A 21,367-nucleotide genomic window follows, 5' to 3' on the forward strand; every position below is an offset into this window, starting at 1 on the left:
CCTTTAGCGAGCCCCAAGAGAGCCCCGAGCGGACAGAATTATACGTAGCATCCGGCCATACAAGCTTATGAAAGACGCCGAGTTTATCGAGCCGCAGGAGGAGTTCCGCACTACCCAGGAGCGGGTGTACTACCAGGTGCGCGACGCCATCCTGCGGGGCCAGTTTTTGCCGGGGCGAGCCATCACGATCCGCGGCCTGGCGGCAGAGCTGGATTGCAGTCCGATGCCTGTGCGCGAGGCTCTGCGCCGGCTGACGTCGGAACGCGCGCTGGAACTCTCGGATACACGGCGGGTAACCGTGCCCAGTATGACCCGGGAAAAACTGGACGAAATCTGCGCGGCGCGGGTGGCTCTGGAGTGTCAGGCGGCTGTGCAGGCGTTACCGTTTGTCGGGGATGACGAATTGGCGGCCCTGCAGGGGCTGGATGATCGAGTCACCGTTGCACTGGAACGCAAGGATATCCAGGAATATGTCGCCGCTAACCTGGAGTTTCATTTCACCCTCTACCGCCTCGGCCGTCCCCATATCATCCTGTCACTGATCGAGAGCCTGTGGCTGCAGACAGCGCCATTACAGCATTTGGTGTTCCAGCGCTTCGGGGTGCAGGAACTGCCGGATCGCCATCGCGATCTTATCGAGGCCATCGCCAGCAAGGATGAGCTGGGGGTGCGCGCTGCTATCCGCCAGGATATCGAAGAGGGCCTGGGGTCCATTTCCGCAGAAGAGTTGTTGCCGACCTGATGTTCAGTTATATCCATATTGTTTTGCATCTGCTGGTTCCGCTGGCGATTGCCTGGTTTTTCTTTCGCAGCGAGTGGAAAAAGGCCGCGTTGTTTATGCTGGCCGCCAATCTGGTGGACCTGGACCACCTGCTGGCTTCGCCGGTATACGACCCCAACCGCTGCAGCATCAATTTCCACCCGCTGCACACCATGTTTCCCATTTCTTTTTACGGCGCCATGATGTTCCTGCCCTGGAAGCCGGTACGCTGGCTCGGTATTGGTCTGGTCAGTCATATGCTGCTGGACGCGATCGATTGCGGTTTTTGACCGCTGTTATCCCGGGCCTGACGGTGGGCCCGCGCTTTGTGGATAAGCTTCTCCGGGGTGAATGCGTTCACCCGGGGGCGCGTCCCCCATCTCAAATCCGCTTTTTTGCCATCGCTGGCTTTTCCCAATTTTTGAATGTCGTCTGCTTTACCTCAGGTTGCTAGCAGGGTGGCAGTCCGTTCGTGACTATATTGTTCGTCATTGTTCATAGTGTTATCGCGCCTTACTCCATGTTCTAGGGCTCGAGGTTCCCCATAGGGCTATCGTCTCCCGCTGGATGATTGCCTGGAAGACGTTGATCGTATCGAGGAAGGCAGTTGCGTTATTGCTGGGGATCACTCTAGAATGTGATCACATTTTGGGGTGCCGCTCCATTGGCGCTTCAGCAGGCGAATTCAGAATCAGGAGTCAGTTCATGAACAAGAATCAGCTACAACAACATGACCGCGAGCACCTGCTACACCCGTTTACCGATTTTCACGACCTGGGGCAGCAGGGTACGCGGGTGATTACCAGTGCCGAAGGCGCCTACATCACCGATATCGACGGCCATCAAATGCTCGATGGTATGTCTGGTCTGTGGTGTTGCAACCTGGGGTACAGCCGCCGGGAAATCACTGAAGCCATCTACGAGCAGCTGAACAAACTGCCGTTCTACAACAGCTTTTTCCAATGCACCACGGTGCCTGCCATCGAACTGGCCGATCTTCTCTCGGAAGTGACGCCTGCACACATGAACAATGTGTTCTTTACCGGTTCTGGCAGTGAAGCCAACGATACCAATCTGCGTATTATCCGCCGCTACTGGGATCTCAAGGAGCAGCCGGAAAAACGCATCGTGATCTCCCGCCTGAACGGCTATCACGGTTCCACCATCGGTGGCGCCAGCCTGGGTGGAATGAGCGGTATGCACAAGCAGTTCCAGAAACTGGATTACATTGAGCATATTCAGCAGCCCTACTGGTTTGGTGAGGGCGGCGATATGTCGCCGGAGGAGTTCGGTGTCTACGCCGCCCGCTGTCTGGAGGAAAAAATCCTGCAGCTGGGCCCGGAAAATGTCGCTGCCTTTATCGCCGAGCCCATTCAGGGCGCCGGCGGTGTGATCATCCCTCCGGAAACCTACTGGCCGGAAGTGAAGAAAATACTGGATCACTACGACATTCTGTTTGTGATGGACGAGGTGATTTTTGGTTTCGGTCGCACCGGACAGTGGTTTGGTGCGGATTACTATGGGGTGAAGCCGGACCTGATGACCTTCGCCAAAGCGGTCACCAATGGTTATTTCCCACTTGGGGGAACCATGGTCAGCGATCGCGTGGCGGAAGTGATCAAATCCAAGGGTGGAGAGTTCACTCACGGATATACCTATTCCGCGCACCCGGCGGCCTGCGCTGCGGGCCTCGCCACGCTGAATATCCTGCGCGATGAAAAAATCATCGATAACGTACGTGAAGTCACCGCGCCATATCTGGCCAAGCGCTGGGCAGAGCTGGCCGACCACCCGATCGTCGGCGAGGCGCGCAGTCTCGGATTGGTGGGGGCTCTGGAACTGGTGAAGGACAAGGGTAGCCGTGCCCGTTTCGACGATAAGTGCACCGCTGGCGGCGTATGTCGGGACCTCAGTATCAAGAATGGTCTGGTGATGCGCGCTACCGGCGACACCATGATCATCGCACCGCCGCTGATTATCACCACGGCGCAGGTTGATGAGCTGGTGGAAAAAGCGCATCGCGCTCTGGATGATACCGCCAGAGCCTTGGCGTAAACTCGGTGTTACGCCCCGCGGCCGTCATTATTGTTGTCGGGGCGTACCCACCTAATTTAATGTGAATCGGATTTATGGCAGTAGAACAAGAATATCAGCCGTCCCCGGAACTTCTGCGGGTTTCGGAAAGCTTCCTTCAGGACCACCCCGACCTCAAGTGGATTGAAGGCTTTGCCTTTGACATCAATGGGGTGCCGCGGGGTAAGTGGCTGCCGGCCGACTCCGCTCACAAATTACTCGGCGGCGGATTGCAGATGCCGCGCAGCGCGGTGAGCCTGGATATCTGGGGCAGGGATATAGAAAACAGTCCGCTGGTATTCGCCAGTGGTGATAGCGACGGCGTCTGCCAGCCGGTATCGCCGATTTGTATGGCGCCCTGGCATCGCGAACAGACTGCCCAACTGCACATGCAATTGTTTGAGGCGGATGGCTCAGTGTTGTATGCGGACCCGCGGGCGCAGCTACAGAAAGTGGTTCGACGACTTGGGCAGCTCGGCTACAAGGCTGTGTGTGCTACCGAACTGGAATTTTATCTGTTGCAGGAAGAAGCTGACGATTTAGGTCACCCCCGGCCTGTCAGTGACAATGACTCTGAACTGGTGCCTTCCACCGACGTATATGATCTTTCCGAGCTGGACGCCCAGCGCCACTTTTTTGCGGATGTGCGTGCTGCCTGTGAGGCCCAGGGGGTCCCGGCAGATTCCATTCTCTCCGAGTGCGCACCGGGGCAGTTTGAGATCAACCTGCTGCACTGTGATGATCCGGTAAAAGTTGCCGACCAGACCCTGCTGTTCAAGCGTCTGCTGAAAGGGGTTGCCCGCAGCCACGGCTTGCGGGTGAGCGCCATGGCCAAACCCTTCGGGGATCGCGCCGGGAATGGAATGCATGTGCATCTGAGTCTGGTGGATGGCGAGGGCAACAACGTCTTTGATAACGGCACCGATGAAGGGAGTGACCTGCTGCGCCACGCCGTCGCGGGTATGATGGCGAGTGCCAATGACGCGATGGCGATTTTTGCGCCACACGCCAATTCCTATCGCCGCTTTCAGGAGAGCAGTCACGCGCCACTGAACCTCTGCTGGGGCTACGACAACCGCACCGTGACGTTCCGCATTCCCGCCAGTGAGCCCAAGGCGCGGCGTATCGAACACCGTATTGCCGGTGCCGACGTAAACGCCTATCTGGTGTTGGCTGCCATTTTGACGGGAGTGTGTCACGGTCTCGAAAATCGCCTGCAGCCACCGGCGCCGGTGGAAGGGGATGCTTACCAGGTGGAAAGCGAGCAGCTGATCAACAGTTGGGCTGATGCGCTCAATCGCTTCGCCGAAAGCCCGTTGTGGCAGGAATATTTCGACCCCGCATTTGTCGAGCTGTTCGTATTGTTGAAACGGCAGGAGCAGGCAGAGATCGCCGCCCGGGTAACCGACGTCGAGTACCAGAGCTATCTACAAAGAGTGTGAGTTTCCGCCGAATGTTTTTCCGGCGTAGCTTACGTCCACAACGTAACGTGTTTGATGTCAGTATGAGTGGCAGCGGCTGATGCTCTGCTATACCTAAATACAGACACCTGTGCACTTGCATTCACAGGGCGTCGCAAACTCTCCTCCTGAAAGTGTGTTCGAAAAACTGGCCCGCCTCCATGGCGGGCATTTTTTTTGGAAAAAAATAATTAGCAGAAATTTCTTCCCATTTGTCGGCTAAAGCCCAGGCATTATTTGCTGTTGTTTCTTGATCTCAACCTATACTGAAACTAACCGCACGCACGGGTCATTTTTTATTCATTGGCTCGGGGCGGCCATGGAGCATTTCAGAGTTAAAAGGAGTTAACGATGCGAACCAAGTCTATTCTTCTGCCCCTTGCGATCGCGGCCGCGAGTGCGACATCGCCGGCATTCGCTGATTTCAAAGGCGGCGACTTTATCCTGCGCGTGGGCGCGGGCTATATGGAGAGCGACGACTCTGTATTTTCAGACGCGACGCGGGTAGACGTGGAAGACCCAAATGACCCGAACGAAACGATTCGGGTGGAAGTGGGTGATTCCCTGGACCTGGACGACGACACGACTTGGTTTATCAATGGTACCTACTTTGTGGCAGACCACTGGGCCATTGAACTCTATCATTTGAACAGCGCAGACCTGGATGCCAGTTATAACACCTACGTGATTGGTGAAGATATTGACGTGCGCAGTTCTGATGGCTTGGGTGACTTTGAAACCTATGTCACCAGCCTCTATGTCGACTGGTATCCGGTGTGTATCGAGTCGTGGATTCAGCCGTACATCGGTATCGGTGTGAACTACACCGACATTGATCAGGATTTCCTGCGTCCGGTATTTACCGATAACACCGGTCGCTACGGCCTGATCAATTTTGGTAGCTCCTTTGGATGGACGGCGCAGGTCGGCGTGGATATCGAATTCGGTCGGGGCGCCAACTGGTTGTTCAACGCTTCAGCCATGTATGTAGATGCTGATCCGGAAATCGAAATTGGTGTCGACGATGTGATCCTCAGTAATGGCATCATACTGGACAGCGTGCGCTACAAAGATAATCTGGAATTTGACTCCTGGATTTTCAATCTTGGTGTGGGTTACAAATTCAGCTTCTGACCGGAAGAATGCTCCAAATGCTTTGCCTCGGTTGCCCAGTTGAGCGGGCGCCGGGGCTTTGTTATGAGTGCGTGAATACTTGAGGCATTCTGCGCAAAGCCCAAAATACTGCGGGTGACCTTTGTAGTCTGGTTTGTTGTGTGGACGGTTTGTGTCTGGCAGTCACATCCTTGCCAGTGTATTCTTCGCCTTTTCGGCGCCGGACTTATTCGTTCGCCACAACAATAACGACGGGGATTCTATGACCGCCTTGGGAAATGGTACAGACGGTCCGACGGCCGGGTTCCGGCCACTGAATATCTGCTTGCTGGGTTATCGCAGTCATCCCCATTGTGGTGGTCAGGGGGTATATCTTCACTATCTGAGTAAAGCCCTGGTGGACGCGGGGCACAATGTGGATGTTATTTCCGGCCAGCCTTACCCCGAGCTGGATCCGCGGGTGCAGCTGATCAAGATGCCCGGGTTGAACCTCTACGAACACGAAAATCCTGTGCGTGCACTGCGCCCCCGGCATCTGAAGAGCTGGGCAGACTTCTATGAGTGGTTTGGGAAACTGACCGGCGCTTTTGCCGAGCCCTACGCATTCGGGCGGCGGGTAGCGCGCTATTTGCGTAAATGCGGGCAGCATTACGATATAGTGCACGACAACCAGTCTCTCTGTTACGGGCTGCTCGATATTGCAAAAACGGGTGTGCCAGTCGTTGCCACCATCCACCATCCAATCACTCGCGACAGACAACTTGCCCTGGATGCCGCGCCGGACTGGTTTTACCGTTTGCTGGTGCGCCGCTGGCACAGTTTTCTCAATATGCAAATCAAGGTGTCTCGCCGGCTTAGGCATATTGTCACGGTTTCGACACAATCCCTGAATGATATTGTCGAACAATTCGGGGTTGCGCCTTCGCGGCTGAAATTGATTTATAACGGGATCGACACCGGTATTTTCAAACCGCGGTCTGACCTGCAAGCTGACAAATTCCAGATCATGACTACCGCATCCGCGGATCAGCCGTTGAAGGGACTGCGTTTTCTATTGCAGGCTGTCGCCCTGTTGCAGTCCCGCTATCCACAACTGAAGGTTTTGGTGGTGGGCAAGTTGCAGGAAGGTGGTGCCACTGAAAGGCTGTTAAGAGAGCTCAAACTCGATTCTACTGTGCGCTTCGTGTCCGGTATTTCTAACGGTGAAATGGCTGCGTATTACGCTTCTTCCGGCATGGTGGTGTGTCCTTCCCTGTACGAAGGGTTCGGCTTGCCCGCGGGGGAGGCAATGGCCTGCGGGGTGCCGGTAATTTCCAGTGACGGCGGCGCTCTGCCGGAAGTGGTTGGGGATGCCGGCATTGTGGTGCCCGCGGGAGACAGCGGGGCACTGGCCCGTGCGATTGAAAAACTGCTGGCCGACGAGTCCCTGTGCCAATCACTCGCTCGCAAGGGCCGACAACGAATTGAACAGCTTTTTTCCTGGCAGGTAGCGGCGGATCACCTTGTAACTTATTACCGGGAAATTATCCGCGGACAGTCCGCTCTGGAAGCGCCGGACGAAGCCGGAATAGCAGCGCAGGAAATCAGTGTTGGTAACATGAGTACACCTGCGTCCGGTGTGTGGCGGAACGACAGCAGCAGTCCAAAGCGTCAGGGGGAGGCAGCCTGATGATTACCATTGATCCCGCGCTGTTGAATTTACAGCCTGGTCAGCGAGTTCTGGATCTGGGTTGCGGTGAGGGGCGTCACGCCATCCATATTTCCCTGAGTGACCCCGTGGACGTTTTCGGGGTTGACCTGAGTTTGAATGACGTGCGTACAGCAAGTGAGCGTGCCGCGCCATTTTTCGATGGGGAGGAGGTTGCCGGGCGCTTGCTGTTGGGAGTGGGGGACGCGCTGAAGTTGCCGTTTGCGGATAATTTTTTCGATGTGGTGATCTGCTCGGAAGTGCTGGAGCATATTGAAAATTATCAGGGAGTGCTGGCGGAAATAGATCGGGTGCTGAAACCTTCCGGTGTGTTCGCAGCCACAGTGCCGGCATTTTTCCCGGAATGGGTGTGCTGGAAACTGTCTGATGCCTACCACCAGGTGGAAGGCGGACATATTCGTATTTTTCGCGAAAAACAGCTGCGTAAAAATATCGAGGCGTTTGGCCACCAATATTTTGCCAGGCACAAGGCGCACGCTCTGCATGCACCTTACTGGTGGTTGAAGTGTCTGTTCTGGGAGCAGGATGACAAACCAGTGGTCAAGGCTTACCACCGTTTTCTGGTGTGGGACCTGATGCAAAAACCACTCATTACTCGCTGGCTGGAAAAACTGCTCAATCCTCTGTTGGGAAAAAGTATTGCACTGTATTTTGTGAAGCCGGCGCGTTCCCTTGCAGTACTTGGCCGGCCTTCCACTGGCGATGTCCGAACACCTGAAACTGTTGTGGCATCCGAGCGCGAGGTGGCAGCGTGAGTGCGGCGACAATAGAGGCCGCGACCCCCCTGTTCCCAACAGATTTTGTTCGCCGTAGCGCGGATTATATTCGCTCCCAGCAACAGGAAAATGGTTGCATTCCCTGGTTTCAGGGCCACTACGCGGATCCGTGGGACCATGTGGAAGCTGCCATGGGGCTTAGCATTGCCGGGGAGTATGCTGCGGCGGAAAGAGCCTATGAGTGGCTCGCGCAGCAACAGCTGTCGGACGGTAGCTGGTGGGCAGCCTACCGGAATGATCGCGTCGATAATAGGGAGCGACGGGAAACTAACTTCGTCGCTTATATTGCCACCGGCGTCTGGCACCACTATCTGATTACTGGCGAGCGTGCATTCTTATTACGCTTCTGGCCGACCGTATCGCGGGCGCTGGATTTTGTGCTGTCGCTGCAGTCGGAACATGGTGAGATCCAGTGGGCAGTGGATGCGCAGGGCGCGGTTCTCAATGACGCCCTGGTTACCGGCTGTGCCTCCATCTACAAGAGTCTGGAATGCGGCGTCAATATTGCTGCTACTCTGGGGTGGGACGATCGAAGCTGGCGCAGGGCGAGGGAACAGCTTGGGCGAGCCCTGCGTGACAGGCCGGAAAGGTTCGACCGTTCCTGGGAGAGCAAGGCGCGCTTTTCCATGGATTGGTTTTATCCGGTTCTTGCGGGGGCGATTACGGGTACCAGTGCCAGGGCGCGGTTGCAGAAAAAGTGGGATGAATTTGTGGTTGCCGGACTCGGTTGCCGCTGTGTCAATGACGAGCCCTGGGTGACTGTGGCGGAGTCTTGTGAATTGACCATGGCGCTGCTGGCGGCGGGGGAAAAGACCAAAGCGCAGCATATCTATCGAGCGCTGCACCGTTGGCAGGATGAGGACGGCGGTTACTGGACCGGTTACGTTTATCGCGACAGCGCTATCTGGCCTGAAGAGAAAACCACCTGGACCGTAGGTGCCATGTTGCTCGCCGCAGATGCACTGGCAGGCTTGACGCCTGCCAGTGCGCTGTTTACGTCGGTGAATCTACTGGACGCGCCTGAGAATAGCGAGGGTCTTGACTATCTCCACCAGTTCGAATTGAGCGGAAGCCAGCGCTAGCTTGTAGATTTCGTAGGGCGCCTGGCCACCGTCTTGCGGGTTCGGGAATATATCGTGAATGGCGAGATAACCGCCGGGCACAATGTGCCGCGCCCAGCAGCGGTAATCGGTTAACGCCGCCTGCAGGGAGTGGCCGCCATCGATAAATACCAGCCCCAGGGGTGTATTCCAGTGGCGGGCGGCAACCGCAGAGGGCGCAACCACCGGTACCACATGTTCCTCAAGCTGCGCCGCGCGCATATTACTGCGGAAATTGTGAAAGCTGTCCATCAACTGACTGCGGATATCGAACAGATCACTATCGTGATATTCCTCCCCCGGCTGATGTTCTTCGGAGCCTCGGTGGTGGTCTACCGCGAACAGGGTGTTGTTCATCAGCTTGCAGGCACTGCCGATATATACCGTTGATTTTCCGCAGTAGCTGCCCACTTCCAGGCAGGGGCCAAGATTGCTGGCATCTGCCGCCAGGCGGTACAGGGCGTTGCCTTCCCGACTGTCGAGAAAGCCTTTTACGGTATCAATTTCGAGAGGTAGGGATACTTCCATTTTTTTGATTTTCGCTTGATTGGATTGCGAGTGACGGTAACGGCAGTACAAGGGATTTGCAATGCGCGCTTGACACAATCCGGATGACACAACTTTGTTGTCGGATTGTAGAAATCGGTCACGGGAATAAAAAGTATCTGATAGGTATCGCGGTAATGCGCAAAGATCATAGACCATACTGGCTCAAGCGCCTGCAGTTGCAATTTCGCAACTGGCGTTGCCGTCACTTCCTGTTGCCCCAGTTTGATGCCATCGGCCGTGAACCGGAAATTATGCACCCGCCATCGGTCAAGGTTTTCGGTAGCAATATTCGCCTCGGCAATTTCCCTCACCTGATATCCACGGCAGACAACTGCATCCGTTTCACGGCGATGGGCCACCGGGGTGGCGATGCGTATATCAAGATTGGTGATTATGTGCTCATCTCACCGGGTGTGCGAATTTCTGCAGGGGAGTCCATCACCTTTGGCGATGCCTGTATGGTGGCGGCTAACGCCTATATCTCCGACTCAGACTGGCACGGGCTGTACAACCGCACACGGCCATTTCGCTGCACTGCGCCAATCAGGATTGGCAACAATGTGTGGATCGGGGACAGTGCGATTATCTGCAAGGGGGTAACGATTGGTGATAATGCGGTTATCGGCGCCGGGAGTATCGTGACCCGCGATGTGCCCGCGAATGCGGTTGTCGCTGGCAATCCCGCTCGCGAGATCAAGCAAATCAATCCCCGCCGCCGCATGATTACCCGCGAGGCGCTGTTCGCAGATAGCTTTCGACAGGCGCACAATCTGGATGAATTGGATAAAATGCTGCTCACAGGCAATAGCCTGTTTGGTTGGCTGCGGTCGCTAGTTTGGCCGCGGCGAGGGGATTAACCTGGTTTGGATGTCTTATAACAATGCATAAACAGGGCAGTGTGGTACTGATTGGAATGCCGGGAGCCGGCAAGAGTACACTTGGGGTGTTGCTGGCAAAAGAGCTGGCAAAGGATTTTGTGGATACGGATGTGCTGATCCAGCTGCGGGAGAACAAGACTCTGCAGGAGATCATGAATGAAAGTGACTATCTGAATCTGCGGCGTATCGAGGGGGAGGTGATTGCGGAAGCGGACCTTCCCAATTGCGTGATCGCCACCGGCGGTAGTGCGGTCTACAGTGAAGAGGGTATGCGTAACCTGCTTAAGTTTGGTCCTGCGGTATTTCTGAATTGCTCCGCGGATGAGCTGCGTCGCCGCATCCACAACTATGAAAGCCGTGGTATTGCGAAGGCACCGGGGCAGAGCTTTGAAGAACTGTTCGAGGAGCGCCAGGCGCTTTATCGCCGCTATGCGGATATTATTGTGGATTGTGATGGAAAGGATCTTGAGCAGGTTCTTGCACAAGTAGTCAGCCGATTGGAAGACCGCTGAAGTTTTCGTGCACTTCGCAGGTAATTTGTGGACGTGCCACAACCCCGGGCAGCTTTGTGAAACACGCAGAACACCATGCCCGCGGGCTCTACACCGTCATTCGTGGCGGTGTAGGTTTCACAAAGTTGCGCCCAGTGACTTTCGCCGCTGAGCTTTTCGCCGAGCTGAAATACATTGGGGCGAGGCAACGGATGCTCAAAGGGGGAGCTGGGTAGTGTACTTAACCTGCTTCAATGCAAAGGTAGAGTTCACGGAGGCTACATTCGGCAGGTGAACCAGTGAGCGTTTGAGCAATTGTTCATAGTGCTCAACGCTGTCCACCACAACCCGCAGTACATAGTCCTTGTCACCACTGGTGGAGTAGCATTCCACCACCTCCTGAACATCCTGCACTGCCGACTCGAAATTGTTCAGGGAATCTTCATCGTGGTTGTGTATGGTGACGTAGCAGTATACTGTGACTCCCAGGTCAAGCTTGCGTGGATCCAGAAGGGTAACGCGGCCACGGATGATGCCTTCGGCCTCAAGGCGCTTGATACGGCGCCAGCAAGGGGTATGGGAAAGCCCCACTTTGTCTCCCAGCTCAGCCATGGAATAATCGGCGTTTTCCTGCAGCGCCCGCAGAATCTTGCGGTCGAAATCATCCAGGTCTGTTGAGCGCTTCATATAAACTCCTGTCCTACACTTTCAGCTTATTTCGAGATAGTCGTCATAATTTTACGTCTAAACACGTAAATAAAGCAATGTTCCATCATGCCTTAGGCACTAGTATGGCTTGACCACGCCGTCGTCAACTTTGGCCACCGTATTAAAAGTCGTATAAATCGGTGCCTAATCCGGCGACGCGCGCCTCGAATCACAATAATTAGCGGGGGCCGGTTCATCGCGGGCTTCCACACAAAAGCGGAAAGAAGTAGGCATATGAGCGAGCAAAACGTGCGTGCCGAGTCTCGGCCAGTGGCCACCAAAGCGGTATCTCTCGACGATCGATTCACCACCGAAAAGGGAAGGGTGCTCCTTTCGGGTATCCAGGCATTGGTACGTCTGCCAATTGATCAGATGCGTATCGACCGGGCCCGCGGCCTCAATACCGCTACTTTTATTTCCGGTTATCGCGGTTCTCCCCTCGGCGGTTATGACCAACAGCTGTCGCGCGCCAAAAAACTGCTGGATGAATACCGTATCCAGTTTGTTCCGGGGGTGAATGAAGAACTGGCCGCAACCTCCGTGTGGGGTTCCCAGCAGGTGGGGCTGTTTGAAGGGGCGCAAGTCGATGGCGTCTGTGGGATCTGGTATGGCAAGACACCGGGGGTCGACCGTTCATGTGACGCCTTCCGACACGCCAACGCGGCCGGTTCCTCCCCCAGGGGCGGTGCGCTGATTGTCGCTGGTGATGACCACGGGTGTAAGTCTTCTTCCTATCCCGGGCAATCTGAATTTGCCTTCGTGGATATGCATATTCCGGTGCTCAACCCTTCTACCGTGCAGGAAGTATTGGATTACGGCCTCTACGGGCTTGAGCTTTCGCGATTCTCAGGGTGCTGGGTGGCGATGATCACGCTGGCTGAGAATATGGATAGCGCCTCTACGGTGGAAGTGGATCCTGCCCGAGTTTCGTTTGCATATCCCGAAATCCAGCGCCCAGCGGGCGGGCTCAATATCCGCAAGCAGGATAACCCGCTGGAGCAGGAAGAGCGTCTTTGGCGTTACAAGCGTCCTGCAGCACTGGCGTTTGCCCGCGCCAATCAGCTCAACAAACTGGTACTGGATAACCCCGATGCGACCCTGGGTATCGTCACCGCCGGCAAGGCGCATCTGGATCTGATGCAGGCGTTTGAGGATATGGGCATCGATGAGGCCCGCGCCCGGGCACTAGGCATACGTATCCTCAAGGTCGGCATGACCTATCCACTGGATGTTCCCGGTATTCAGGAGTTTGCGCGGGGCCTGGATTCCCTGCTGGTGCTGGAGGAAAAGCGCAGCCTGATGGAAGTGCAGTTAAAAGAAGAGCTGTATAACGTGCATCTGCGCGACCCGCACTTCCCCCGTATTCTCGGCAAGGTCGATGAGCACGATAACCCGCTGTTGCCCATGTACGGCGAATTGTCGCCGGCGGTGGTGGCACAAGTGCTGGGGTATCTGCTGGGTGAGGACAAACTCCACGAGCGCGCCCGGCACCGGTTGATGCGCCTGGACGCACTGGCGGAGCGTATTGCTGCGCAGGCGGGCTCCAGTGTCGCCCGCCTTCCCATGTTTTGCGCTGGCTGTCCCCACAACCGCTCCACCCGGGTGCCGGAGGGCAGCCGCGCGCTGGCCGGTATTGGTTGCCACTACATGGCGCAGTGGCTCGATCGTGAAACCTACACCTTTACCCAGATGGGCGCCGAGGGGGTGAACTGGATCGGGCAGGCGCCCTTTACCAGTGAGCGCCACGTGTTTGTGAACCTGGGAGACGGAACTTATTTCCATTCCGGCATTCTCGCCATCCGTGCCGCGGTGGCCGCTCGTGTAAATATTACCTACAAAATTCTGTTCAATGATGCAGTGGCCATGACGGGCGGTCAGCCTCACGACGGCGAATTGCGCCCGGATATGATCTGCCAGCAGGTATTGGCGGAAGGGGTCAATAAAGTTGTTGTGGTCATGGACAACCCGGACAAATACCGCGGTGCAATCACTTTCCCCAGTGCCGTGGAAATTCGCCACCGGGATCATATGCCCGCGGTCATGAAGGAACTGCGGGAACAATCGGGTTGCACTGTCATCATCTACGACCAGACATGTGCCACCGAACTGCGCCGCAAGCGCAAGCGGGGCCTGTTGCCGAAGGCAGAGGGACGCCCGTTTATTAATGAACTGGTTTGCGAGGGATGCGGGGATTGCGTCACCCAGTCGAGTTGTATTGCGGTGGAGAAAGTTGATACCGCGCTGGGCGACAAGCGTCGTATCAATCAGACAACGTGCAACCAGGATATGTCCTGTGTCAACGGGTTCTGTCCGTCTTTTGTCACCGTCAAGGGCGGTAAGCTGAATAAACGCGCCGGTGTTGGCGATGCCTTGTGCGAAGCAGCCGACGAGCTGCCATTGCCGCGTTTTTCGGACTTGAGCGAACCGTTCAACCTGCTGGTGACCGGTGTTGGTGGTACCGGTGTGGTAACTATCGGCGCGTTACTGGCAATGGCCGCGCACATTGAAGGCAAAGCCTGCAGCACCCTGGACCAGACCGGCCTCGCACAGAAAGGTGGGGCGGTGTATTCACACGTGCGTTTCGCTCGCCGCCCGGAAGCGTTGCAGGCGGTGCGGATTTCCGATGGTCGCGCGGATGCGCTGATGGCCTGCGATCTGATTGCTGCGGGCAACCTGTCGGCGAGTCTCGCCAAACTGGATGAGACCCACAGCCGTGCTGTGGTCAATACCCATCTGAGTCCCACTGCGGCATCTGTACTCGGCCGCGAAGATATCCACTCCCCCCAGGCTGTGCTGGATACTATCAAGGAAGCGGTGCTCGAGCTCGATGTGGTGGAAGGTCACAAGCTGACCGAGGCTGCCCTCGGCGACACGCTAGCGGCGAATATATTCATGCTTGGCTTCGCCTGGCAGAAAGGGTTGATTCCGCTGGGTCTCGAGGCGATCAGTGAGGCCATAAGGCTCAACGGTGTGGCGGTGGAGGCAAATCTGCAGGGATTGGCGGCCGGGCGTCTGGCGGCGGCGGACCCCTCTGTCCTGAACCGGCTTCTGGCGAAGGGCAAAACTAAGGCTCTTCCGCAGGGGCTGGAGGCTGTGGTTGCACATCGCATGGACCACCTTACCGGGTATCAAAATGCCGGGTTGGCGAGACGCTACCGGGCTCTGGTAGACAAGGTAAGGGATGCGGAGATCTATAAGGTCCCGGGCAGTGAAGCGTTGGCAGAAACCGTCGCACACAATTACGCGAAATTACTTGCCTACAAAGACGAATATGAAGTCGCGCGTCTTTACAGCGACCCTCGTTTTGTCGAGGCCCTACAGGAGAATTTCTCGGGTGATATTGAATTGGAATTCAATCTCGCCCCGCCACTGCTGAGCCCGTTTGACAAAAATACCGGCCGGCCGCGCAAATTGAAATTCGGGGGGTGGATGCTGAACGCTTTCCGCCTGCTGGCGAAATTGAAATTTTTGCGGGGCTCGGCGGTGGATGTCTTCGGGTACACCCGTGAGCGAAAAATGGAACGCGCCCTGATTGGTGAATATGAGCGGTTGGTCGATGAAGTGGTGGGTAAACTGAATACAAAAAATCACGCGGCTGCGATCGAACTGCTCAGTTACCCCGATTTGATCCGCGGCTATGGGCCGGTTAAGGACGAGAACGTGAACAAGGCAAATCAGGTGAAGTTGCAGTCACTAGAGCGTTTTTACAATCCAAAAGTAAGTGTGCAGGATACGGCGACAGCGGTGGAAGTGTTCGATCCAGCCAAGGCCCAGCAGGTGGGGTAATTCCTCGGGCAGACTGAAAATAAAAAAGGCGAGTCAGCGGCTCGCCTTTTTTGTACAGACATTTTTATCGCCAGATATTAGTGAAGTTACCAGCCAATCTGTGCCCGCACACCAAACTGATTGGTATCGTCGCCGGTAAAATCGTCGTCACCCATGATGTAATTCAGCATGAAACGGACATTGCGATTGGCGTAGATATTGAGGCCGATGATGGTGCTACGGGCCTGCAGATGGCTGATATCCCGGTTTTCCATGGTGTCATAGCGGAATGTCAGCTCCCACGCCGCACCCCACAACCCGTCGCCGCTGGGTTTGGCGGAGCTGAATGCGCCGCGTTTCTTACTGTAAGTCTTGTGTTCTCCCGTCAGCATCCAGCTGCCCTGGATATACCAGGTTTGAATCGTCTGGTTGTCGATATAGCAGCCGAATTCCGGATCACAGGGAAAGGGGGCGGGCGCGCCAAACTCCTCTGCGAAGGCTTCTTCTGAGAGGTAATAATCTCCCTCGAGTCCACCGATGACGTACTCCGCCTGGAGGTACAGCGGACCATAGCTGCCGGCCAGTTCCAGTGACGCGGTAGATGCGTCACCGGTTGGACTCATTGCCATCAGCTGTGATGGACCGCGACGGCCGGCGTAGTCGGCTTCCGCGATCAGTGCCTGGGAGCCCTGGTTGGCATTCTCGTAGCTGATGGCAGTACCCAGGTGAAAGGTGGCTTCATCGGTGTTGATGGGATGCCAGGCCACGCGCCCTGCCGCACCCACGCCCTCATTGCGCGGAGTGCCTGCGTCTCTCAGATTGAACGCCATCATGCCGACGGTGAAGCAGTCCATTACACCCGTCCAGCCGATTCCCTGCTGGAACTGGTTGCCTTCGTAGAGCCCCGTGGCACTTGAAAATGGGCGTTCCAGCATGGTTATCTCGTTGGAGCTCGTCATTTCCGCCATTGAGCGGAAGGGCTTGAACTGGCCAATGCGGATTTCGCCGTTGAGAAATTCGTGGGCCAGATACACATCGCGATAGCCGCTCAGGGTGTCGCCACCGGTAAAGTCCTGCTCGAGTACATAGCTCCAGGCATAGATGTTGCCTTTCAGGGTAATCCGTGCGCGGCGGAATTCCGTGGTGCTGATAGGGTCTTCCAGATCGGTGTCAAACAGGTAGGTATCGAAATGAATACGCCCGCCGAGGGATGCGGAAAAGTTACCGTCCTCCGACTTGATTTCCAGGTTCCCCTTGGTGGTTGCTTGATCCGCGGCCGCAGTGCTTGAGAGCAGGCTGGTAAGGGTGATGGCCATCAGGCTCTTATAGCGGCAGTCCATGTTGAATATCCCGTGTCTTATGGCTGTTTTGATGGCGGTGGATTCTAGCAGTAGATGGTGTGTGTCAAAAATTGGAAACATTTTTGAAATATTTGGCGCCCATAGAAATAAATATTACCGCCTGTAATAAAAACGTAACAATTCGGGGTAACAGGTTGCCTCACCAGTCTAGCAGCGCACAGAAAAAGTCGTTCTGGCAAGTTTCAGCGGAGATTTTCGGGGGGGGGGGAAAGAGGAGGCGCCGCTGAAAAGTGTTTTCAGCGACGTGCTGGTTGCTGAGTCGGCGGTTGGGATCAGATCTGTTTTATGTCAAAACCGGCCGCCTGCAGGTAATAGGGAACGGATTTTTCCCCAACCAGGTGTCCGGCACCCACCACCACAAACAGTTTTTTGTGCTGTCTGCTGAAGTGGCGGATTTTTTCTGCCATCTCGACATTGCGCTGGTAGAACAGTAGGTCGAAGAGCTGGGCAAGCTCCGGGTATTGCTGCAGGCTTTCTTTTATCACCAGTTCGTGCAGCCTGCTCTGGTCCCCGCTTTTCCAGGCTTCGGTCATACGCGGTACAAAGCTATCCATTTCGCCCAGTTGCGCCAGGGTCTGCTGCAGATACAGTTCCGGCCTTTCCAGACTGTTCAACATGCGTAGTTGCCCCAAAACGCTCTCCAGTTCCAATGTGGTTTTGTCGTTGCGATGAGCCTGGTTGAGAAAGTGGCGGTCGATACCGGCCTTTGGATCCAGGCCGCGGGCCTGCATTTCAATCAGGCTGAGGGTGATCATGGCGATAGCGGGACGGAGGCGGTTGAAATGTTCTTCCGGCAACTGGCGTTTGTGCAGCCAGTCCTGTAACTGCCGGTATACATCTTCGGGAATGTGGTCCTTCAGCTTCTGTCCCGGTGGGTAGAGGGATTCCAGCATAACCTGTTGCTGCAATGCCAGATCCGATTCCATGGCGATGACATCGGCTTCCACCACCAGGGCCTGGCTGTCTTTGTAGGCTTCTTCAATGGCGGGTCTGAGGGGATAGAAGCTTTTGTCGGCCAGATGTATGGATCCGAGCAAATAGACGGTGCGACCCTCTTTGCTCGCTTCCAGTAGCAGTCCCTTGTCATTGGCCGCCTGGGCCTGGCAAAAAACGAGTAACAGTAGCAGCGCCTGCAGGGCGCGGGTAAACCAGTCTGTCATGGCTTGGGTGTGTCTGCGCGCGTGGGTTTTCCTGGTTTGGGTTGCCATTCGGGTTTCCTTTCTACGTTGTTCAATACGTTGTTCACTACGTTAGCCACGAGTGTCACGACAGTTGGTAGAGATACTGCGTGGCGCTGCAACGGCGTGTAGGAAAAGTCACAATTCTTCTTCTCCCAGACTCCGCCCTTTCGCCGAAGAAGTCGTACTGTATACCACGAAATTTGTGACTTTCTTCTCCGATACGAAAATTGTGCGTCGTGGCGCAAATATCAGCGGTACAATTCGTCGTTGGCCCCATTTCAATTTGCATTATTTTCAATCAACGCCGGTTCCGACGGTGGGTACTGGCAGGGGGCGAGTAAATTTCACAGTGAATCGGGGTGAAGTAGGAGTATGCGAATAGTTCAGCTGGTACCGGCAATGGCCGGCGGAGCACAGGCTCATGAAGCCCTGGAATTTGCCCAGGAACTGGCTCGACAAGGGCACGACTCCATCGTTATTTCCACCGGTGGGGCCTTGGTTTCCCGCCTGACATTGCACGGCTGCCAGCATTTCACCTTGTCGGTAGATCGCAAACGGCAGTTCAATTTTCGTTTGCACGGGAAACTGCGCCAGCTACTGACTACGCTGGAACCGGACATTCTTCTTGCGCGAGGTCCATTGTGTTGCTGGCACGGGTGGATGGTGTGGAAAAAAATGTCCGTCGCGAGTCGTCCACATCTGGTGACCTGGAGTCAGGAGCGCTCAAGGAAGCGGGGGCTGTTCAGCAGCGGCATCGGCAGTGCGGTGGCGCGCGGAGAGCTGGTACTGGCGGCGTCTCAGTGGTTGGGGCAGGAATTACAGCAAAAATTCGGTAGTTTGTTGGCCGATTCGAACACTTCGGGCAAGGGCAATCCGCGCACACTATACCGCGGGGTAAATACCAGAGAGCTGGATCGCCATGCCCAGGTGTCAGGACATTGGCACCAGCGCCTGCTGAACGATTTTCCGCAACTGGAGGGCCGCAACTGGTTACTACTCCCCGGGCCTGTCGCACCGGGCCGGGGGCAGCAACGTTTTCTCGAGTTGATCGCGGCGCTGAAGCAGGAGCGGGAGGATGTTTTCGGACTGGTGATTGGCGATGTCGAACCGGGGCAAGAAAAGTTTGCTCGCGCTCTCGAACGCCAGGCAGCATCCATGGGGTTGAATGAATATGTTCTGTTCCTCGGTGCGCGCCGGGATATGCGTGAATTGTATGGCAGCGCGCGACTTACCCTTGACCTCGCCGATGCTGCTCTCTCCAACGGGCGCAGTGTGGCGGAGGCGTTGGCCATGGGTTGTCCCGCTATTGCTGCCTCGGGGACCAGTGTTGAGCTTCTGCGACACTGTTTTCCGCGAGGGGTGGTAGACAGCCTCGACGTGGCGCAACTCGTCAGTGTGTCTAGTGAAATTCTGAGCAACGCGGAAACTGTGCATTTCGACGGCTTCAGCCTTGCGCAGACCACTGCCCGCGCGGTGGGCTGGTTTGATGCATTGCTCGATGTTGAGCGCGCAGGGGCCCAGCCGGGTGCGCCAGGCTCAGAAGTGGTTTGACGGTTGCCGGGTCAGGCGATCAGTTGTGTGTACACCTGCCAGGTTGCTTTGGCCATGGAGTCCAGAGTGAATTCCTGTTCTGCGCGATCGAACAGTGGCGTGAACTCTTGCTGCAGTGTTGGGTTTAGGAGTGCACCACGTATTTTTTCCGCGATGTGCATCGGCTCGAGAGTTTCCAGAAGATATTCCGGGGGAAGATAGTCCACCGCATCACCGGCGCGATTGGCAATCACCGGTTTGCGGTGCAATAGCGCCTCGATCAGCGTATAAGGTGCACCCTCTGCGGAGGTCGGAACGACGACAAGATCGGCTGCCTGAATGAAATTGCCAATCGCACCGCAGCCAGAGAAAAATTCCACCCGCTCTTCCAGGTTCAGTGCCGCCACCTGCTGTTGCAGGTGATCTTTTTCCGGGCCGTCTCCGAGTACCATCAGGCAAACGTCAGGTAGCAGCGGCATGGCGGCAACCAGTTGATCCACATTGCGCGCCTTGATCAATCGGCTTGCCACCAGCACGGTCTGCTTATTGGCAGGCAGCGATTGCAGTAGCGGTAGGTTGGCGGGGACTGGAGGTATCTCTACGCCGTTGGGAATGATGTTCCAGTCCAGTTTGGAATTTGCCACCGAGTTGTGGCTGATGGCGATACGGGCGTCAAACGCGCTCGCGAGCTTGTCCCGGGGATGCCGAACATTGTGCCGGGTAATGACCCGGCGGGTTTCCGTGTAAGGTTGCACTGCGGCCAGTAGCTGAGCGCTTTTTGATCCGTGGCCGTGAGTGATCTGGTAACCGCCTTTGCGAATCAGGTTGGCCAATCGCCATACGAGATTGGGGTGATGTCGACTGCGGTCCGTGTTCAGTGGAATAAACTGAACGTTTTCATCCAGTGTCGTCAGGTAGCGGGGGTGTGCGATCACCGCCACCCGGGCGCCGGTATTTTGCGCCTGCCAGCGGGCGAGATCGGCTACATGCTTTTCCAGTCCGCCGTGTTCGCGGCTCGCAATCAGGTGGCAGATGGTTTCAATCATACGGCTACATGTCCGATGTATTGCGCCGTCGGTGGATTTTTTATTCAGGCGTGATAGGCGAAATTCGCAGTATCGAAACGGCGCCAGGTCACCGACTGTGCCCGCGATTGGAGGGGAGCAGTCCGGCAATAGGACATTTTCGCCGCCGCCCATGACAGGAATTTGATTGTATTGTGACTGTTTTATTGCGTACCCGTGTATTGGCGGGTGCAATCGTGGACAGGGCAACTCCTGGGCGCAATCGTTTAGAAGTGCACGTGCCAGTTCAGCGATGCGAAGTCGAAGCCCGGGTTGGGGGTGTTGGTGTAGCCGTTGGAGAAATGGCTGTATCGGAGGGAAATCGTACTGCCATTGAGCAGGGTATAGCCGGCGCCAAAGTGCAGGGAAAAGTTCAGGTTGGTGGAGAGATCAATGGCTCCGAAACTGCGCTCGGTAAGGTAAGCCGCACCAATACCCAGTTCTCCAAACAGACCTTGCGCTTCGTGCCGAGGGTACCAGCGTAATACGGGTTTCAGTTCCCAGATCTGCTGGGTTTGCTCGTCTCCTTTATGGTCCTCCCACATATAGCTGTAACTCACCTGGGCCCACCACTGCAGGCGGTGTTTGCCGGGATAGTCGTAAAACTGGTAGGACCAGTTGACCCCCAGCATTTCTGCACTGGCGATGGACTTCTGTTGAATCAGGGTGTTGTCCAGTCCTTTGCCACCGCTGAGGATGAGTTCCTGATTGCCTTTTTCGGCGTGCGATAGCGGAGACAGTATGGTGCCGAAGATAAGGAGCAGGGTTGCGTACAGGTGCACAGAGATAGGAGAAATACAGGAGCGGGGCATGGGCTTTTGTCTGTTATTGCTGTCAAAGGCTTGCTTCA

Annotated in this window: 18 protein-coding genes; 12 read left to right on the plus strand and 6 right to left on the minus strand. The window is 55.9% G+C overall.

The features are described 5' to 3' along the window. Positions 1-67: 67 nt before the first annotated feature. The 8 genes from PVT68_RS00230 (at position 68) to PVT68_RS00265 (ending at position 8,972) form a co-directional block, all read left to right on the plus strand. A complete protein-coding gene (locus tag PVT68_RS00230; RefSeq protein ID WP_280320570.1) occupies positions 68-742 on the plus strand; it encodes a GntR family transcriptional regulator in 675 nt (224 codons plus the stop codon). Beyond that, the gene (locus PVT68_RS00235; protein WP_280320571.1) at positions 742-1,050 is read left to right on the plus strand and encodes a DUF6122 family protein; all 309 of its coding nucleotides are present in this window, start codon (positions 742-744) and stop codon (positions 1,048-1,050) included. Before PVT68_RS00230 ends, PVT68_RS00235 begins: the two co-directional genes overlap by 1 nt. A gap of 415 nt (positions 1,051-1,465) precedes the next feature. Continuing rightward, a complete protein-coding gene (locus PVT68_RS00240; protein WP_280320572.1) occupies positions 1,466-2,815 on the plus strand; it encodes an aspartate aminotransferase family protein in 1,350 nt (449 codons plus the stop codon). 74 nt (positions 2,816-2,889) lie between these two features. Then, positions 2,890-4,275, plus strand: coding sequence for a glutamine synthetase family protein (locus PVT68_RS00245; RefSeq protein ID WP_280320573.1), 1,386 nt, complete (start codon positions 2,890-2,892; stop codon positions 4,273-4,275). Positions 4,276-4,644: 369 nt separating this feature from the next. Beyond that, entirely contained in the window at positions 4,645-5,427 is a 783-nt protein-coding gene (locus PVT68_RS00250) for an OmpW/AlkL family protein (protein ID WP_280320574.1), read from the plus strand. Positions 5,428-5,668: 241 nt separating this feature from the next. After that, positions 5,669-7,075: a glycosyltransferase family 4 protein gene (locus PVT68_RS00255; RefSeq protein ID WP_280320575.1), complete on the plus strand. Its 1,407-nt coding sequence runs from the start codon at positions 5,669-5,671 to the stop codon at positions 7,073-7,075. Continuing rightward, positions 7,075-7,869: a class I SAM-dependent methyltransferase gene (locus PVT68_RS00260; protein WP_280320576.1), complete on the plus strand. Its 795-nt coding sequence runs from the start codon at positions 7,075-7,077 to the stop codon at positions 7,867-7,869. The genes PVT68_RS00255 and PVT68_RS00260 overlap by 1 nt, the downstream gene beginning before the upstream one ends. Further along, complete coding sequence (locus PVT68_RS00265) at positions 7,866-8,972, plus strand: prenyltransferase/squalene oxidase repeat-containing protein (protein ID WP_280320577.1); 1,107 nt, start codon at positions 7,866-7,868, stop codon at positions 8,970-8,972. Before PVT68_RS00260 ends, PVT68_RS00265 begins: the two co-directional genes overlap by 4 nt. On the opposite strand, the gene PVT68_RS00270 is transcribed toward PVT68_RS00265, so the two are convergent. Further along, entirely contained in the window at positions 8,898-9,518 is a 621-nt protein-coding gene (locus PVT68_RS00270) for a class I SAM-dependent methyltransferase (protein WP_280320578.1), read from the minus strand. The two genes, PVT68_RS00265 and PVT68_RS00270, sit on opposite strands and share 75 nt — an antisense overlap. A gap of 155 nt (positions 9,519-9,673) precedes the next feature. Between PVT68_RS00270 and PVT68_RS00275 the strand changes: the two genes are divergently transcribed. Together PVT68_RS00275 and PVT68_RS00280 are read left to right on the plus strand one after the other, a co-directional pair. Further along, positions 9,674-10,396 (plus strand): acyltransferase, encoded by a 723-nt coding sequence (locus PVT68_RS00275; RefSeq protein ID WP_280320579.1) that lies wholly within the window; start codon positions 9,674-9,676, stop codon positions 10,394-10,396. A 23-nt stretch (positions 10,397-10,419) separates the two neighbouring features. After that, positions 10,420-10,929, plus strand: a complete 510-nt coding sequence (locus PVT68_RS00280; protein WP_280320580.1) for a shikimate kinase — start codon at positions 10,420-10,422, stop codon at positions 10,927-10,929. A 195-nt stretch (positions 10,930-11,124) separates the two neighbouring features. Here PVT68_RS00280 and PVT68_RS00285 read toward each other — a convergent pair whose 3' ends face one another. Beyond that, positions 11,125-11,595, minus strand: coding sequence for an Lrp/AsnC family transcriptional regulator (locus tag PVT68_RS00285; protein ID WP_010131435.1), 471 nt, complete (start codon positions 11,593-11,595; stop codon positions 11,125-11,127). Positions 11,596-11,850: 255 nt separating this feature from the next. Between PVT68_RS00285 and PVT68_RS00290 the strand changes: the two genes are divergently transcribed. Continuing rightward, on the plus strand, positions 11,851-15,402 hold the full coding sequence (locus PVT68_RS00290) for an indolepyruvate ferredoxin oxidoreductase family protein (protein ID WP_280320581.1): 3,552 nt from the start codon (positions 11,851-11,853) through the stop codon (positions 15,400-15,402). Between the two features lie 86 nt (positions 15,403-15,488). On the opposite strand, the gene PVT68_RS00295 is transcribed toward PVT68_RS00290, so the two are convergent. Continuing rightward, entirely contained in the window at positions 15,489-16,721 is a 1,233-nt protein-coding gene (locus PVT68_RS00295) for an OprO/OprP family phosphate-selective porin (RefSeq protein ID WP_280320582.1), read from the minus strand. Between the two features lie 293 nt (positions 16,722-17,014). Beyond that, positions 17,015-17,950, minus strand: a complete 936-nt coding sequence (locus PVT68_RS00300; RefSeq protein ID WP_280320583.1) for a TraB/GumN family protein — start codon at positions 17,948-17,950, stop codon at positions 17,015-17,017. Between the two features lie 345 nt (positions 17,951-18,295). On the opposite strand from PVT68_RS00300, the gene PVT68_RS00305 reads away from it, so the two are divergent. Continuing rightward, positions 18,296-19,474: a glycosyltransferase gene (locus PVT68_RS00305; RefSeq protein ID WP_280320584.1), complete on the plus strand. Its 1,179-nt coding sequence runs from the start codon at positions 18,296-18,298 to the stop codon at positions 19,472-19,474. 11 nt (positions 19,475-19,485) lie between these two features. Here the strand turns inward: PVT68_RS00305 and PVT68_RS00310 are convergent, their stop codons facing one another. Together PVT68_RS00310 and PVT68_RS00315 are read right to left on the minus strand one after the other, a co-directional pair. Then, positions 19,486-20,499, minus strand: a complete 1,014-nt coding sequence (locus PVT68_RS00310) for a glycosyltransferase family 4 protein (protein ID WP_280320585.1) — start codon at positions 20,497-20,499, stop codon at positions 19,486-19,488. A 245-nt stretch (positions 20,500-20,744) separates the two neighbouring features. Then, positions 20,745-21,329, minus strand: a complete 585-nt coding sequence (locus PVT68_RS00315) for an acyloxyacyl hydrolase (RefSeq protein WP_280320586.1) — start codon at positions 21,327-21,329, stop codon at positions 20,745-20,747. Positions 21,330-21,367: the final 38 nt, after the last annotated feature.

This window comes from Microbulbifer bruguierae, assembly GCF_029869925.1.
Lineage (GTDB): Bacteria > Pseudomonadota > Gammaproteobacteria > Pseudomonadales > Cellvibrionaceae > Microbulbifer > Microbulbifer bruguierae.

What these genes read in the sequence shown, in the direction of transcription:
- PVT68_RS00250 (WP_280320574.1), top strand. Translation starts at nt 4,645, where the DNA reads ATGCGAACCAAGTCTATTCTTCTGCCCCTTGCGATCGCGGCCGCGAGT.
- PVT68_RS00245 (WP_280320573.1), top strand. Translation starts at nt 2,890, where the DNA reads ATGGCAGTAGAACAAGAATATCAGCCGTCCCCGGAACTTCTGCGGGTT.
- PVT68_RS00240 (WP_280320572.1), top strand. Translation starts at nt 1,466, where the DNA reads ATGAACAAGAATCAGCTACAACAACATGACCGCGAGCACCTGCTACAC.
- PVT68_RS00295 (WP_280320582.1), bottom strand. Translation starts at nt 16,721, where the DNA reads ATGGACTGCCGCTATAAGAGCCTGATGGCCATCACCCTTACCAGCCTG.
- PVT68_RS00235 (WP_280320571.1), top strand. Translation starts at nt 742, where the DNA reads ATGTTCAGTTATATCCATATTGTTTTGCATCTGCTGGTTCCGCTGGCG.
- PVT68_RS00300 (WP_280320583.1), bottom strand. Translation starts at nt 17,950, where the DNA reads ATGGCAACCCAAACCAGGAAAACCCACGCGCGCAGACACACCCAAGCC.
- PVT68_RS00230 (WP_280320570.1), top strand. Translation starts at nt 68, where the DNA reads ATGAAAGACGCCGAGTTTATCGAGCCGCAGGAGGAGTTCCGCACTACC.
- PVT68_RS00275 (WP_280320579.1), top strand. Translation starts at nt 9,674, where the DNA reads ATGCGCAAAGATCATAGACCATACTGGCTCAAGCGCCTGCAGTTGCAA.
- PVT68_RS00270 (WP_280320578.1), bottom strand. Translation starts at nt 9,518, where the DNA reads ATGGAAGTATCCCTACCTCTCGAAATTGATACCGTAAAAGGCTTTCTC.
- PVT68_RS00315 (WP_280320586.1), bottom strand. Translation starts at nt 21,329, where the DNA reads ATGCCCCGCTCCTGTATTTCTCCTATCTCTGTGCACCTGTACGCAACC.
- PVT68_RS00280 (WP_280320580.1), top strand. Translation starts at nt 10,420, where the DNA reads ATGCATAAACAGGGCAGTGTGGTACTGATTGGAATGCCGGGAGCCGGC.
- PVT68_RS00285 (WP_010131435.1), bottom strand. Translation starts at nt 11,595, where the DNA reads ATGAAGCGCTCAACAGACCTGGATGATTTCGACCGCAAGATTCTGCGG.
- PVT68_RS00255 (WP_280320575.1), top strand. Translation starts at nt 5,669, where the DNA reads ATGACCGCCTTGGGAAATGGTACAGACGGTCCGACGGCCGGGTTCCGG.
- PVT68_RS00310 (WP_280320585.1), bottom strand. Translation starts at nt 20,499, where the DNA reads ATGATTGAAACCATCTGCCACCTGATTGCGAGCCGCGAACACGGCGGA.
- PVT68_RS00290 (WP_280320581.1), top strand. Translation starts at nt 11,851, where the DNA reads ATGAGCGAGCAAAACGTGCGTGCCGAGTCTCGGCCAGTGGCCACCAAA.
- PVT68_RS00305 (WP_280320584.1), top strand. Translation starts at nt 18,296, where the DNA reads ATGCGAATAGTTCAGCTGGTACCGGCAATGGCCGGCGGAGCACAGGCT.
- PVT68_RS00260 (WP_280320576.1), top strand. Translation starts at nt 7,075, where the DNA reads ATGATTACCATTGATCCCGCGCTGTTGAATTTACAGCCTGGTCAGCGA.